General features: G+C 38.8%; 13 protein-coding genes. 5 read left to right on the plus strand and 8 right to left on the minus strand.

Annotated features, from left to right (window positions below; genetic code table 11):
- Positions 1 to 130 precede the first annotated feature (130 nt).
- Positions 131 to 1,180 (plus strand): polysaccharide deacetylase family protein, encoded by a 1,050-nt coding sequence (locus tag J7Q84_RS16415; protein ID WP_209096096.1) that lies wholly within the window; start codon positions 131 to 133, stop codon positions 1,178 to 1,180.
- 25 nt (positions 1,181 to 1,205) lie between these two features.
- Here the strand turns inward: J7Q84_RS16415 and J7Q84_RS16420 are convergent, their stop codons facing one another.
- The 4 genes from J7Q84_RS16420 to gatC form a co-directional block, all read right to left on the minus strand.
- Complete coding sequence (locus tag J7Q84_RS16420; protein WP_209096098.1) at positions 1,206 to 2,090, minus strand: diacylglycerol kinase; 885 nt, start codon at positions 2,088 to 2,090, stop codon at positions 1,206 to 1,208.
- A 624-nt stretch (positions 2,091 to 2,714) separates the two neighbouring features.
- Positions 2,715 to 4,145: an Asp-tRNA(Asn)/Glu-tRNA(Gln) amidotransferase subunit GatB gene (gene gatB / locus J7Q84_RS16425; RefSeq protein WP_209096100.1), complete on the minus strand. Its 1,431-nt coding sequence runs from the start codon at positions 4,143 to 4,145 to the stop codon at positions 2,715 to 2,717.
- Positions 4,146 to 4,159: 14 nt separating this feature from the next.
- Positions 4,160 to 5,620 (minus strand): Asp-tRNA(Asn)/Glu-tRNA(Gln) amidotransferase subunit GatA, encoded by a 1,461-nt coding sequence (gatA, locus tag J7Q84_RS16430; protein ID WP_209096102.1) that lies wholly within the window; start codon positions 5,618 to 5,620, stop codon positions 4,160 to 4,162.
- A 14-nt stretch (positions 5,621 to 5,634) separates the two neighbouring features.
- Positions 5,635 to 5,925 (minus strand): Asp-tRNA(Asn)/Glu-tRNA(Gln) amidotransferase subunit GatC, encoded by a 291-nt coding sequence (gene gatC / locus J7Q84_RS16435; protein WP_209096103.1) that lies wholly within the window; start codon positions 5,923 to 5,925, stop codon positions 5,635 to 5,637.
- Positions 5,926 to 6,121: 196 nt separating this feature from the next.
- Here gatC and J7Q84_RS16440 point away from each other — a divergent pair, with 196 nt between their 5' ends.
- The 3 genes from J7Q84_RS16440 to J7Q84_RS16450 all read left to right on the plus strand — a co-directional run bounded on the left by J7Q84_RS16440 (position 6,122) and on the right by J7Q84_RS16450 (position 8,064).
- Entirely contained in the window at positions 6,122 to 6,604 is a 483-nt protein-coding gene (locus J7Q84_RS16440) for a MarR family winged helix-turn-helix transcriptional regulator (RefSeq protein ID WP_209096104.1), read from the plus strand.
- 82 nt (positions 6,605 to 6,686) lie between these two features.
- On the plus strand, positions 6,687 to 7,865 hold the full coding sequence (locus tag J7Q84_RS16445) for an ArsA family ATPase (protein ID WP_209096105.1): 1,179 nt from the start codon (positions 6,687 to 6,689) through the stop codon (positions 7,863 to 7,865).
- Positions 7,858 to 8,064: a DUF3926 domain-containing protein gene (locus tag J7Q84_RS16450; protein WP_209096106.1), complete on the plus strand. Its 207-nt coding sequence runs from the start codon at positions 7,858 to 7,860 to the stop codon at positions 8,062 to 8,064. The genes J7Q84_RS16445 and J7Q84_RS16450 overlap by 8 nt, the downstream gene beginning before the upstream one ends.
- Positions 8,065 to 8,424: 360 nt before the next feature.
- On the opposite strand, the gene pruA is transcribed toward J7Q84_RS16450, so the two are convergent.
- Positions 8,425 to 9,972 (minus strand): L-glutamate gamma-semialdehyde dehydrogenase, encoded by a 1,548-nt coding sequence (gene pruA / locus J7Q84_RS16455; protein WP_209096107.1) that lies wholly within the window; start codon positions 9,970 to 9,972, stop codon positions 8,425 to 8,427.
- A gap of 256 nt (positions 9,973 to 10,228) precedes the next feature.
- On the opposite strand from pruA, the gene J7Q84_RS16460 reads away from it, so the two are divergent.
- The gene (locus J7Q84_RS16460; protein ID WP_209096108.1) at positions 10,229 to 10,687 is read left to right on the plus strand and encodes a hypothetical protein; all 459 of its coding nucleotides are present in this window, start codon (positions 10,229 to 10,231) and stop codon (positions 10,685 to 10,687) included.
- A gap of 35 nt (positions 10,688 to 10,722) precedes the next feature.
- Here the strand turns inward: J7Q84_RS16460 and J7Q84_RS16465 are convergent, their stop codons facing one another.
- The 3 genes from J7Q84_RS16465 to ligA form a co-directional block, all read right to left on the minus strand.
- Positions 10,723 to 11,493, minus strand: coding sequence for a TSUP family transporter (locus J7Q84_RS16465; protein WP_209096109.1), 771 nt, complete (start codon positions 11,491 to 11,493; stop codon positions 10,723 to 10,725).
- A gap of 86 nt (positions 11,494 to 11,579) precedes the next feature.
- Positions 11,580 to 12,767 (minus strand): CamS family sex pheromone protein, encoded by a 1,188-nt coding sequence (locus J7Q84_RS16470; RefSeq protein ID WP_209096111.1) that lies wholly within the window; start codon positions 12,765 to 12,767, stop codon positions 11,580 to 11,582.
- A gap of 14 nt (positions 12,768 to 12,781) precedes the next feature.
- Positions 12,782 to 14,791 carry an NAD-dependent DNA ligase LigA gene (ligA, locus tag J7Q84_RS16475; protein WP_209096113.1) on the minus strand — a complete coding sequence of 670 codons (2,010 nt, stop codon included), beginning with the start codon at positions 14,789 to 14,791 and terminating at the stop codon, positions 12,782 to 12,784.

Below are 14,791 nucleotides of genomic sequence, written 5' to 3' on the forward strand. Positions count from 1 at the left end.
TAGACTATAGTACATCTCCCCTATAAACAGTAACACTAGCGGCATATTACAAAAAGTAATATTCCATTCATTATACAACAACGGGATTTACACATACTAAATACAAGAACACCGAGAGAGAAGGGATAGTATGCGTTTTATAGCTTTATTTTTCTTCCTTACCTTTTTCACTGCCAGCACTTCCCCCTTAATAAATGATACCTTTTTTCGATTGCTAAAAAGAGAAACTATTATAACCTGGAACCCGCCTCCCACCTATAATTCCACTTCCACTACCCTGTATACAAATAATATAAAAGACAATATATCAGCAGTTCGTTATCACATTTGGCGAACCGCTGATGGAAAACAAAGCACACAAACATTCAAGTCTACAGATAAACGCCATAACTTTCCTTTTCGATTTAACCTTAGTTCCTTTCAATCTAAAAGAGGGGAATTTAATGTAGAGGCATATGGCATAAAAAAAGATGGTACTGAAAAGCATCTTGCCCAAGCTTCCCTTACGTTTCCTCAGTATATTTCTATTTTAATGTATCATTCTATCGATACATTCACTGGAAGCGGTCTAAAGGAGCTTTACGTATCACCTGAAAGCTTTGAAGCCCAAATAAACTTTTTGAAAACAAACGGTTACACACTGCTGACATTTGAGCATTGGAATGACATTAATAAAGTGAATAAGCCTGTTATTGTCACCTTTGATGACGGATATAAGAATAATCTGAACGCATACAAGACCTTCCAAAAGCTGAAGAATGAACGATTTCATCCTTGTGGAACATTATTTGTTATTACAGAACTTATCGGCAAACCAAAACGCTTAACAGCCTCTGATTTAAAAGAGTTATCAGATTCCGGTTATTTTTCAGTTCAATCTCATTCTGCTACACATCCGGACTTAAGAAAAATTAGAAATTATGAATACGAATTAAAGAGCTCTAAGGATACAATTAAGAAGATTACCGGAAAGCCCGTAATCGCATTAGCCTACCCATATGGGTTCTTCAATGAAAAGGTAATTAATGAAACACAGAAATACTATAATTTTGCGGTGACAGTTAAGAAAGGTCAATACATTGAAAAAGGACTACCAAATGAGCTATACACTATGCCTCGTGTCTGGATTGAATATGACACTACGCTGGAGCAATTTGCAGACCTTGTTCGTGTAAAATAAAAAAGCTGGTCAATGACCAGCTTTTTTACGGTACAAATAACTCTAAATGATGATACAGGTTTTCGAATTCCATCGGGGCATCTCCGCCGTATTCTCCATCCAGGTTAATCATCAATTTTTCTGCCACAGCCTTAACTTTAATCCGGCTGGCTTGTGTATACAGAATTTGCGGGTTATTAATATGCTCTCCTCGCAGCGCTTGTGATGCTGCTTTAATTAAATCTGCTACCGACCCCTTTTTCAATACAAGTAAATCGAATAGGCCATCATTAATGGAAGCATACGGAGCAACTTTTTCAAATCCTCCAACAGATGTTGTGTTCGTAATGAGAAACATCATAATTTCTTCCTTGAGTTCTTTACCGTCATATTCCATCTCTACATATGTAGGGTGCAAGGAAGGGAGCATTTCAATCCCTTTTAAATAATAGGCAAGCTGACCAAGCACTGTTTTCAGCTTACTTGGCACTTCATATGTTAATTCTGTAATACGGCCGCCTCCAGCAATATTAATAAAATATTTATTATTTGCTCTCCCAATATCAAGAGGGACAGTTTTCCCGCGGCAGATAACATCAACCGCCTCATCAATCGAACGCTGAATACCGATAGCGCGAGCAAAATCATTTGTCGTTCCTACCGGAATAATTCCAAATTGAGGGCGGTACGGTTGGTTTACAAGACCGTTAATAACTTCATTGAGCGTACCATCCCCGCCTGCTGCGATAACAACATCAAATTTCCGTTCAGCTGCTGCCATCGCTGCCGCTGTTGCATCTCCAGCTCCTGTTGTTGCATGACAAGATGTTTCATAGCCTGCACGCTCAAGCTTCACCAATGTTTCCGGCAAATGCTTTTTAAACAGTTCACGGCCGGAAGTCGGGTTATAAATGATTCTTGCACGTTTCATTTCCCATCATCCTAATTTCAAATTGTTTTTGTTTTAGTAAGTAAAACTTTTCCTCACACTTCTAGATTTATCACTAATAGGCATATTTTGCAACTCTAACGTCAATAGTTTATCTTACAAAAGATTTTTTAATCAAACGTTTGATTAAAGTATATTAATGATACAGACTTTTTAGCGGGAGTAGCCTCTAGGTCCCTTATTAAAAATCCAGAAAATAATGAAATTCCTATATAATGCCGCACACTAAACAAGGTAGTACAACATCATAGCTTACCCTGTTTATTGAAACAGAAATGCTGTTCTCTGATAAAGATTACCTTTAAGCTACGCTAGTTCTCTTCCATATAATCTATCCTCTCTCTTTCAAGGGAGAAATAAAAAAATCCTCCCATTTCATTTGGAAGGATTAGCCGTACCGTTGCATCATCAAATAAACTATTTTTATTAATAGCTTTACTTTACAATTGATAGAAAATGAGCAGACTAATCCTATTTCGTATGATTTGAAATATGTGATTTCAAATTTTTAAAATAAGATTAGTTAATCATGGTCCACCCATCATCCCTTCTAATATTATTAAAAGCAGTATAGTACAAATTCATCTGTAAAAGCAGCTATCTTTCTTATCGTTTTTGAATTTCCTCTAAGAGAAGCTTGTTTACGAGCGGCGGATTAGCTTGTCCTTTTGTTGCTTTCATAATTTGACCGACTAAAAAGCCAACTGCACGCTCTTTTCCGCTCTTATAATCCGCGATAGACTGAGCATTGTTATTCAGTACTTCTTCCACAATCTTACGGAGAGCGCCTTCATCTGAAATCTGTACTAGACCCTTTTCTTTTACTATAGCTTCCGGATCTCCTCCATGTTCAATCAACTCCGTAAATACTTTCTTCGCAATTTTGGAAGAGATAGTGCCATTTTGGATTAATGCTATCATTTTTGCTAAACTTTCCGGTGTAAGCGCGATGTCTTGCAGCTCTTTTTGTTCTTTATTTATGTATGCAGATACTTCTCCCATCAGCCAGTTGGAAGTAAGCTTAGCATCGACTCCTTCGGCTACCGTCATTTCAAAGAAATCTGCCATTTCCTTTGTAACTGTCAATACTTGTGCATCGTATGCAGGCAGCCCAAGCTCTTCAACATAACGTTTCTTGCGTGCATCCGGAAGTTCAGGGATTTGCGCACGTATTCGTTCTTTCCATTCATTATCAATATACAATTCTACAAGATCCGGCTCCGGAAAGTAACGATAATCATCAGACCCTTCCTTTACCCTCATTAAAATAGTGGTTTTCGTCGCTTCATCATATCGACGTGTTTCTTGTTGAATAGTCCCCCCAGAAAGAACCACTTCGCGCTGGCGCGTTTCTTCATACTCCAGCCCTTTTTGTACAAAGGCGAAAGAATTTAAGTTTTTCAATTCTGTTTTTGTACCAAATGCCTCTTGTCCGACTGGACGAATGGAAATATTGGCATCACATCGTAAGGATCCCTCTTCCATTTTACAGTCGGATACGCCGGTATACTGGATAATAGATTTTAACTTTTCCAAATAAGCATATGCCTCTTCAGGCGTACGAATATCCGGTTCAGATACAATTTCAATCAAAGGTGTACCTTGACGATTGAAATCCACTAAAGAATATCCATCGCCTGTATGAGTCAACTTACCTGCGTCTTCCTCTAAATGAAGCCGAGTAATCCCGATTTTCTTTTTCTCGCCGCCCACTTCGATTTCAATCCAGCCATTTTCTCCGATTGGTTTATCGTATTGAGAAATTTGATAGGCTTTCGGATTATCTGGGTAAAAATAATTTTTCCGATCAAACTTTGTTTCAGTCGCAACTTCACAATTCAATGCCATGGCTGCTTTCATAGCAAATTCCACTGCTTGCTTGTTTAACACAGGCAGGACACCCGGATACCCTAGATCAATAACACTTGTTTGTGTATTCGGAGGCGCACCGAAATCTGTCGGACTCGCAGAGAAAATTTTAGATTTTGTTTTCAATTCCACGTGAACTTCTAAACCAATAATTGTTTCAAAATTCATCCTTTCACGCCTCCTTACAGGTTTGGTTTTTGCTTATGATAATCTGTTGCCTCCTCAAACGCATGGGCCACGCGATATACAGTAGCTTCATCAAAGTGCTTACCTATAATCTGCAGACCAAGGGGCAGGCCGTTTGCTCCCAATCCACACGGAACAGAAATACCTGGAACACCCGCAAGGTTTACAGGAATTGTCAAAATGTCATTCGCATACATCGTCATTGGATCATCAGTTTTTTCACCTATTTTAAACGCTGTTGTCGGTGCTGTCGGTCCAATAATAACATCATAGTTTTCAAATATGTTTTCAAAATCATTTTTAATAAGAGTGCGTACTTTTTGAGCTTTTTTATAATATGCATCATAATACCCTGAGCTTAATGCAAACGTACCGAGCATAATACGACGCTTGACCTCATCACCAAATCCTTCGCTGCGTGTTTGCTTATATAACTCTAGTAAGTTTGCTGCATTATCAGAACGTACACCGTAACGTACACCATCAAATCGCGCTAAATTTGCAGAAGCTTCAGATGAAGACAATATGTAATACGTTGCCAGTGCATACTTAGAATGCGGAAGTGATACCTCTTCCCAAGTTGCTCCTAGACCTTCTAAGACCTGTAGGGAATTCCGTACTGCTTGACGCGCCTCTTCGCTTACCCCTTCTCCTAAGTATTCCTTTGGAACGGCAATGCGTAATCCTTGTACATCCCCTGTTAGAGCCGATAGATAGTCGGGCACCTCTATATTGGCAGATGTCGTATCCATCGTATCCACTCCTGCAATTGCTTGTAGTAAATATGCATTATCCTCTACCGTACGTGTAATAGGTCCGATCTGATCCAAGGAAGATGCAAATGCGACAAGACCATAGCGTGACACACGTCCATATGTAGGCTTCAATCCGACTACCCCGCAATACGCAGCTGGCTGACGAATAGATCCACCTGTATCAGAGCCTAATGAAAATAATACTTCTCCTGCGGCTACAGCGGCTGCAGAGCCTCCGCTCGATCCACCTGGAACATATTCCAAGTTCCATGGATTTTTCGTCGGTTGGAAACCTGAATTTTCATTAGAAGACCCCATTGCAAATTCATCCATGTTCAATTTTCCAATTGTAATTGCTTCTGCTTGCTTCAATCTTTGCATGACCGTTGCATCATAAATAGGATTAAAGTTAGCTAATATTTTACTTGCACACGTTGTGCCAATCCCTTTTGTTACAATGTTATCTTTTATCCCGATTGGCATACCGAATAATAAACCGTACTCACTAGCCTGACCTAGCTTGTTGTCCATTTCCTTTGCTTTTGCACGCGCTCCTTCTTCATCTAAAGTAAGGAAGGCCTGCACTTTATTATCTACTTGCTTAATGCGCTTATAGGATTCCTCTATTAAATCCAAAACTGAAATTTCTTTACTATGTAATTTTTTATGTAAGGCCATTACAGAGTAATCGAATAATGACATATTTCTCCCCTCCTCTATTCTAGAATGGCTGGTACACGTATTTGACCTTCTTTATGATCCGGTGCATTTTTCAATACTTCCTCTATCGGCAGCCCTTTTGCTGCGACATCTTCGCGCATTACATTTTTCATATCCAAGACATGAGAAGTCGGTTCTATATTCTCAGTATCCAGTTCATTCAATTGCTCTGCAAACATAAGAATCGCATCTAATTGTTTCGACAACTTCTCCGCTTCTTGCTCAGTAATTGCAAGGCGGGCCAAATGGGCTACATGTTTGACTGTATCGACAGAAATTCTTGACACGGCTGAGCCACCTCCATCCATAGTCGTTCACTATGCAATAATATTGATGATAACAACTTTCCCAACCGCAATCAAGCAACGGCACGTCTAAAGTAAATTTTTTACATATCCCCTCTAATCATATTGACAAAATAAAAAAGAAAACATATGATAAAAATAAATATTACGAAACACGAAATATACGGGAGTAGAAATAATGATTCAATACGAAGATTTTTTAGAAACTCTGCTTGATAACACCAAAAAACTTTTCTCACCAGCAGAATGGGTAACACTTGATCTGTCTCTTTCCAAAACAGAAATTTTCTGCTTGCTTTGGATGAGCCGCAATCACGAAGTCATTATGAGCCAAATTGCTGAGATGCTGGATATTCCGATGAGCACTGCAACTGGGGTTGTTAATCGCTTGGTAAAAAAGGGATATTTGGAACGATATCGCAGTGAAACGGACCGCAGAATTGTCGTTATTCGTTTAACAGGAGATGGGCAAAAGCTTGTAGATGAAGTAAAAGCAACCGCTTCTAAATACTTCCAGCTGTTTACGGAAGCATTAACCGAAGAAGAGAAAGCAGCTTTGCTTCAAATTATGAGAAAGATGTTAAACCATTTTGGAAAGAAAGAGATGAATACAACAGAAGCACCTTCTTCTTCAGGAATAAAACAGATCCCTATTGAATGAGCCCATAAGATGGGTTTCATTTTAATCATTTATTTCGAAACTCGTAATATTCGATTGACGTTTCTTTCAAGGAGGATTTTTTATGAGAATCATTTTATATACAGGCAAAGGTGGAGTGGGTAAAACTAGTATTTCCGCAGCAACTGCCATTCAAAGTGCAAAGCAAGGGTTAAAGACATTGGTTATGAGTACCGATCCAGCACATAGTTTAGGAGACTCATTAGGTATGACCCTTCCCGCTGAACCCATAGAAATTATGGAGAATTTATGGGCACAAGAAATTAATACAATTTATGAGATGGAAAAAGGATGGGGCAAAATCCAAAAATATATTACTTTGCTGTTTACAGCAAAGACCGTAGAGAATATTACAACTGAAGAGTTGACTATGTTTCCTGGCATGGAAGATTTAATGAGCCTTCTGAAAGTGCTAGAGCATTATAAAGAAAAAACGTTTGATGTTATCATTATTGACTGCGCTCCTACAGGGGAAACTTTAGCTATGCTCAGCTTTCCTGATATGCTCGGATGGTGGATGGAGAAGCTCTTTCCTGTTAAGCGGAAGGTATTAAAGATGGTTCGTCCCGTAGCTCAGCCGCTTCTCGGTATTCCTCTTCCAACAGATGACATTATGAACGAGCTTGGAAACGTACTGGAGCAGTTGGGTGAAATGCGTACTATTCTATCTAACCATGACATCACAAGCGTACGCATTGTTGTAAATCCTGAAAAGATGGTTATCAAGGAGGCGCAGCGCAGCTTTACCTATTTAAATATGTATGACTACAATGTCGATGCGGTAATGGTAAACAGGGTTATTCCAGATAACGTAACTGATCAATACTTTACCGTATGGAAAGAAATTCAACAAAAGTATAAAAAACTGATTATTGACAGCTTTGAACCTCTCCCAATTTATTACGCTCCTTTGTTTGAGCAAGAAGTAGTCGGTTTAGAAATGCTGGATCGAATGGGAACTGCGTTATTCACGGATGATGAAGATCCCATTAAAGTTAAATTCAACTTACGGACACAACAAATCACAAAAGAAGGCGAAAAGTACATTTTCGCTCTACACATTCCATTCGCCGACAAAAAAGCATTATCTTTAAACCAAAAAGGGGATGAACTTATTGTTCGTGCAGGGACTGTTAAACGAAACATTACCTTGCCAAGAACTTTGACCCACCTTAGTATCCAAGGAGCAAAATTTGAGGAAGAGGTTTTAAAAATCCAGTTTGGAGGCGATATCGATGAATGAAGAAGTGTTAAAAGCTGTTATTCGTGCAAAATGCCAAGTCGGTTCTGTATTGTTAAAAGAGCTTCCTACCCCTGTTCAAACAACAGTAAATACTGTATTAGAAACATTAAAGGAGGAACTGGAATCCTATCTGGAACAAACAAACATTACTCAAGATACAAAAGGCCGAAACGAAATCAAATCAGTGATAATCGATTAACATGAATATCGTACTAATTTGACATTTATGTTTCTTTCCTCTCATACCCATTGAGGTTTTTATAATAAATGAAAGCAGCGTCCAATGAATATTGGACGCTGCTTCTGTCATGCATAGATTTTCTTTACATATGCTATGTATACACACCTTATGTGAAATACATGTGAATTTTTGCTTTTATTAAAACAATAAGGTCTAAGCAAAAGCTTGGACCTTATTATAAGTAAGGGAATTTAAGGGGTAGGGAAATTTAACTACACGTACAGTGTAATATTTTAATGTGTATTTCACGTGAACAAGACAAAAATTTTTCTGCAAAAAAGAGACTCCTCAAAATTAAGGAGTCTCTTCTGTTGGTTCTTATAATGTTTCAGAAGTTGTTTTTGCTTGCATATGAAGAGTTAAGTAGTCAGGACCGCCCGCTTTGGAATCAGTACCGGACATGTTGAATCCGCCGAATGGTTGGTATCCAACGATTGCACCTGTACAGCCGCGGTTGAAATATAGGTTTCCTACATGGAAATCTTCACGTGCTTTTTCAATATTTTCACGGTTATTAGAGACAACTGCTCCTGTTAAACCGAACTCTGTATTGTTAGCGATATCTAACGCATGGTCAAAGTCTTTTGCTTTACAGAATGCTACAACTGGCCCGAAGATTTCTTCTTTCATAAGGCGAGCATCTTCTGCTACATCAGCGATGATTGTCGGTTGGATAAACCATCCTTTAGAATCATCTCCTTCGCCGCCTGCCATAAGCTTACCTTCTTCTTTACCAATTTGAATATAGCTCATAACTTTATCAAATGCGCCTTGATCATTTACAGGACCCATGTATGTGCCTTGCTCAGCTGGGTTGCCTAGAGTCAATTCCTTCGTCAATTCTACTGCTCTGTTTAATACTTGATCGTATACATCTTCTACAATTACAGCACGAGAACAAGCAGAACATTTTTGGCCAGAGAAACCAAACGCAGATGCAACGATAGATTTAGCTGCTAATTCAAGATCTGCCTCTTTATCTACCACGATTGTATCTTTACCGCCCATCTCAGCGATAACGCGTTTTAACCAGATTTGACCTGGGTTTACTTTTGCTGCACGCTCATAAATGCGGATACCCACTTCTTTAGAGCCTGTGAAGCTGACAAAGCGAGTACGCGGGTGATCTACTAAATAGTCTCCTACTTCTGATCCGCTTCCTGGAACGAAGTTTACTACGCCTGCAGGTAAACCTGCTTCTGCCAATACTTCCATGAATTTTGCTGCAACTATAGGAGTTGTACTAGCTGGCTTTAATAGTACTGTGTTACCAGCTACTACTGCTGCTGTAGTCATACCCGCCATAATTGCGAATGGGAAGTTCCAAGGAGAAATGATTACACCTACTCCTAATGGAATATAGTTGAAACGGTTATATTCGATAGGACGGCTTTCTACTGGAATTCCATCTTTGATTTTAAGCATTTGACGTCCGTAGTATTCTAAGAAATCAATTGCTTCTGCAGTATCTGCATCTGCCTCATTCCATGGCTTACCTGCTTCTTTTACAAGTAATGCTGAGAATTCATGTTTTCTGCGGCGAATGATTGCTGCTGCACGGAACAGAATATCAGCGCGCATTTCAGGCTTTGTTTTTCTCCAAGTTTTAAACGTTTCATCGGCTATTTGCATAGCTTTTTCCGCTAAGTCACGACTTGCTTTAGATACGCTTCCTATTACTTCTTCTTTATTTGCAGGGTTTACAGAAATAATTTTGTCTTCTGTAGTAATACGCTCCCCACCGATAATTAATGGATAATCTTGTCCTAAGTAAGATTCTACTGTTTTCAAACCTTCTTCAAACGCCAATTTGTTTGCCTCTACTGAAAAATCAGTAAATGGCTCATGTTTGTAAGCTACTACCATAATTGTTGGCCTCCCCTTTATGCATAAGCGTTTTCATTATACATTCCTATTCTACATGATACGACAAATTAGTTCAAATCTTCTTGATGTTATTATCTTAAAATAATTAAATTTTTTACAAAATCGCATTATACTTCTACATGTTTTTAGGTTTCGCCTTAAATTCAATTGTATTAGAATTTTGTTTCAGTAAAATTTTCCAGTATAATTCAATTCAATATAACAAAAAGAAAAGATAATAAAGGAGGAATCCGTAATGTATGAAGAGGATTTATATTACCCACACGTGTTAACAGAACAAAGAAAGCCTGCTGTACATACAAGAAAAAAAGAACTAAAAACTTCCTACCTTCTTCTTGGGATCGTTGGTACAGCTCTCGGGGCAGCTGCTGTATATATGCTTACAAAAAAAGATAATCGTGAAAAATTAGCATCCACCTATGAAGAAGGGATGACAAAGGTATCAGAATGGAAATATAACGTTGCTCCAGTCGTCATCGAAGCTGCGAAAGAAGGCATTGCTAAAGTAGATGAAGCGGTAGCAAAAACAAGTACTTTCATCAGCCATGCGGAACAAGTATTGGATGTAGTCAAGCAGGGGGTTCAAAAAGCTGAAGAAACAGTACACATTGTGGACGAAGCTGTAGAGGAAGCTGAAGAAAAACTGTTAGAAAAAGATCTCATTGAGCATAACCTTAAAATCGTAAAACCATAATAAGAAGAGTCCGCTGTAAAACGGACTCTTCCTAATTATATGATGTGTATATATTCTAATATACTTTTACTAATAAGCATTAACGTCACAATTAAAAATAAAATGCGGATATAGGAAACTCCTTTCTTCACGGCAAAGTTCGCTCCTGTATATGCGCCTGCAATCATCGCAATTCCCATAATAATACCGTATTCAAACTTTATTGCATCTAAGAAAAAAAAGGTACAAAGAGACGCTATGTTACTGGCAAAATTCAATACTCTACCACTTGCCGCCGCACGAACGAAATCAAACCCTACTGTTAAAAAAGCAAAAATCAAAAATGAGCCTGTCCCAGGACCAAAGAATCCATCATAGAATCCCAGCGTAAAAATGATAATGATAAAAAAAAGCAAACGTCCTTTTCCCATCCCTTTATATGTAGAATGAGAACCCCAATCCTTTTTAACCATGATGTAAACAGCAACAAGCACCAGCATGACTAAAATGAGCGGCTTCAATACAGCAGGAGAAACGAATTTTACAGTGAATGCTCCTAATACGGCACCTATAACAGTAAGCGGGATAAGCTTCCCTATTAACGGCAATTCTACTTTTTTGGAACGTATGAAATATAAAGTGCTAGTAAATGAACCCATAGTGGCCGCCAGTTTATTTGTACCAATCGCAATAGAGGGAGACAATCCTACAAATAATAGGGCAGGTATAGAAATTAATCCTCCTCCTCCCACTACTGAATCGATAAATGCAGCTAAAAACCCGAATACAATAAGAAATAAAGCGACCTGCAGACTTATATCTTCCATACTAATAAATCTCCTATCCGTAAATTTAATTCGTTTTCATTATTAATGAAAAACCGGCTTCCTTAGTAGGAAACCGATTTTAATCACTACTCAAAAATATGGACAAACGGCTTTTCTTGATCTACATCTCTGATAATTACTGCTTCTTGTTTATTAATAGAATTGATATACGCTTCAACCTTAATATAAGATGGGAAATGCTCCATAATCAGCCCTGTTACATACTGAGTAAAGCCTATAATTTCAGCTTCTCCATTAAACTTAATTGGGATGTCAAGCTTCAGTTCACGTAATTGTCCGTCTTTATAGAATCCGCGCCCTATAACACCTACGTAGTCGTTCTCGAAGTATTCAGAGATATCCGATTTAAAATTCAACACTTTAGTCGCATCTTCTCGATAGTTTTCGGTTACCTTTTTCGACGGAAATAAATAGTACTCCTCATCTACAGAATGCCAATCTCCTATAGAAGTACTGCCTTTATCTGATGTAGCATAAGTCAAAAAATGTCCGGGTACCAGTGAAGACTTTGCTTCTTGTCGATAAATAGCGAAAATGATAGGTACATTTTTCAGGTCTTTTTGCTTGCGGAGTTCCGCCAAAATTTTTTGAGCCATTGCCTTTCCTTGCGTCAAGATTTCCTCTTTTGTAATCTCATATTGTCGAGAATATCCTTTTTCCTGAGTAAAATAATGAACAGAGTTCATAGCAAGTCCAATCACAATACCGCCAAGTTCTACTTTATTATCTTCTTTCTTTCTTAAGTAATTGTGTTCTAAGATATTTGATATATAAATAGGACTTTTAGCATTTTTCTCTTCCAGCGTTCCAGGCGCAGTTTTATCAAAAGGAGGATTCAATCCCATATCAGGAACCTCCTTATCACCCGCCTTCTGTTCCACTTCAGCTTGCTCCTCCGCTGTTCGTTTTCTTGCGAGCATCTTCTGCACTGTATCTCTATCTAAATACTGTCCTTCCTGAAATAAATAATCCTTTGGACTAAATGAATTTTTTGCAACCCTCATTAAACCCATTTCATATTCCGCCATATCAAGACGACTATTTAACCCTTGCACTACCAATCCCCGGGCTTTTCCAGGCTTAAAAGGAATGATGGATTTATAATAATCCTCCGAGATAGAATACTTTGGAATAATAGCATTATCCTTGGATTTTGTATTCTCTTGTACGACCTTATCCTCCTTTTGAAGATTTTGGCCGCAACCGCTAAGCAATAATCCAAGACTGATACAAACTAGCATTACCTTCTTCATATGTGTACACCTTCTTACTTATTTAACTCCTCCACGAACCTCGTCTCATTCCAAACCTCTATACCTAGCTTTTCTGCTTGAGCTAATTTAGAACCTGCAGCTTCCCCAGCAATAACTAAATCTGTACTTTTGCTTACGCTTCCTGCTACCTTCGCACCTAGAGCCTCCAGCTTTTTCTTTGCTTCACTCCGGCTCATTTCTTCCAATTTACCAGTCAATACTACTGTTTTATCTGCAAAATAAGAATTAATATTAGCTGTATCAGATGGCTTTAGACCTTTATACTCCATATTTACATCGTATTCCCTCAATTGTCCAAGCAAATCCTTTACTGCATCATTAGCAAAATACGCAACAACGGATTCTGCCATCTTTTCTCCAATTTCATTAATGCCAGTCAACTCTTCCCTCGTTGTACTCTGGACACACTCCATCGTTTTAAAATGCTGTGCCAGCGTTTTAGCTGCTTTGGCTCCTACATGGCGAATTCCGAGCCCGAATAACAGCTTCTCTAATGAATTCGATTTTGATGCTTCAATAGCTTCAATAAGCTTAGAAGCCGATTTTTCGCCAAACCGTTCTAATTCAAGCAGTTGGTCCTTTGTCAATGTATAGATATCGGCAAATGTATGAATCAACTTTTCATTAAAAAGCTGTGTAATTACACGTTCTCCAAGACCATCAATATTCATAGCATCACGTGAGACAAAATGAATCAAGCCCTCTCGAATTTGTGCAGGGCATGTTGGATTTATACAGCGTAGTGCCACTTCTCCTTCTAAACGGACAAGTTCGCTGCCACATTCAGGACAACAATCCGGCATTGTAAATTCTTTTTCTTCTCCGCTTCTTCGTTCAGTGAGAACATTCACGACCTCCGGAATAATGTCCCCAGCTTTTTTTACCACAACAAAATCCCCTATGTGAATGTCCTTTTCCCGAATTAAATCTTCATTGTGAAGAGAAGCACGACGAACAATCGTTCCAGCAACACGGACAGGCTCTAAAATAGCAGTCGGCGTTACTACGCCTGTACGTCCGACATTCAATTCAATATCAATTAATCTTGTCACAACTTCTTCTGCTGGAAACTTAAACGCAATAGCCCAACGCGGGCTTTTTGCTGTCGTTCCAAGACGACCCTGCAAGCTAAAATTATCGACTTTAATAACAATGCCGTCAATCTCGTATGGAAGCTCCGGACGTTTTTCCTGCCATTCTTTCACATATGCAATCACTTCTTCAATAGACATGCATTTGCGACGATGGGAATTGGTTTTAAAGCCAAGTTCCTGTAAAAAATCCAACGCTTCACTGTGAGATGATATCGAATACTCTTCCAAGTGTGCTAATCCATATACAAAAAAGGATAAATTACGCTGTGCAACAATCTTAGGATCTAACTGTCTCAGAGATCCTGCCGCAGCATTACGCGGATTCGCAAACAACGCTTCGCCTTGGTTTGCTTTTTGTTCATTCAGCTTCTCAAAGGATGGTTTGGGCATGTAGGCTTCTCCCCGTGCCTCTAGGCTAACCTTTTCTTTTAACCGCAGAGGAATAGAGCCGATAGTTTTTAAGTTATGAGTAATATCTTCGCCAACGGTCCCATCTCCACGCGTCGCACCTTGAATAAACAAACCGTTTTCATAATGGAGGGATACTGCTAGCCCATCAATTTTCAATTCACAAACATACACTACAGCTTCGTCTCCTGCTTCTTGACGTACCTTTCGGTCAAAGTCTCGCAGGTCTCCCTCATTAAAGGCATTTCCTAAGCTGAGCATAGGGGATTTATGCGTCACTTTGTCAAACATGTCTAAGACTTGTCCTCCAACACGGACAGAAGGTGAATCCTCTGCAAAAAACTCAGGATTTTCTACTTCCAAGGTCATTAATTCTTGCAGATAACGATCATATTCCGCATCAGACACTGTAGGATTATCTAGTATATGGTACTCATAATTGAACTGATTAATTTTCTCACGCAATACATCAATGCGTTGCTTGATTTCTACTTTTCCCAT

The sequence above is a fragment of the Bacillus sp. 165 genome (assembly GCF_017742235.1).
GTDB lineage: Bacteria > Bacillota > Bacilli > Bacillales > Bacillaceae_G > JAGHKQ01.

Coding starts and splice junctions, on each gene's coding strand:
- J7Q84_RS16415 (WP_209096096.1), top strand. CDS start 131: ATGCGTTTTATAGCTTTATTTTTCTTCCTTACCTTTTTCACTGCCAGC.
- J7Q84_RS16420 (WP_209096098.1), bottom strand. CDS start 2,090: ATGAAACGTGCAAGAATCATTTATAACCCGACTTCCGGCCGTGAACTG.
- gatB (WP_209096100.1), bottom strand. CDS start 4,145: ATGAATTTTGAAACAATTATTGGTTTAGAAGTTCACGTGGAATTGAAA.
- gatA (WP_209096102.1), bottom strand. CDS start 5,620: ATGTCATTATTCGATTACTCTGTAATGGCCTTACATAAAAAATTACAT.
- J7Q84_RS16440 (WP_209096104.1), top strand. CDS start 6,122: ATGATTCAATACGAAGATTTTTTAGAAACTCTGCTTGATAACACCAAA.
- J7Q84_RS16445 (WP_209096105.1), top strand. CDS start 6,687: ATGAGAATCATTTTATATACAGGCAAAGGTGGAGTGGGTAAAACTAGT.
- J7Q84_RS16450 (WP_209096106.1), top strand. CDS start 7,858: ATGAATGAAGAAGTGTTAAAAGCTGTTATTCGTGCAAAATGCCAAGTC.
- pruA (WP_209096107.1), bottom strand. CDS start 9,972: ATGGTAGTAGCTTACAAACATGAGCCATTTACTGATTTTTCAGTAGAG.
- J7Q84_RS16460 (WP_209096108.1), top strand. CDS start 10,229: ATGTATGAAGAGGATTTATATTACCCACACGTGTTAACAGAACAAAGA.
- J7Q84_RS16465 (WP_209096109.1), bottom strand. CDS start 11,493: ATGGAAGATATAAGTCTGCAGGTCGCTTTATTTCTTATTGTATTCGGG.
- J7Q84_RS16470 (WP_209096111.1), bottom strand. CDS start 12,767: ATGAAGAAGGTAATGCTAGTTTGTATCAGTCTTGGATTATTGCTTAGC.
- ligA (WP_209096113.1), bottom strand. CDS start 14,791: ATGGGAAAAGTAGAAATCAAGCAACGCATTGATGTATTGCGTGAGAAA.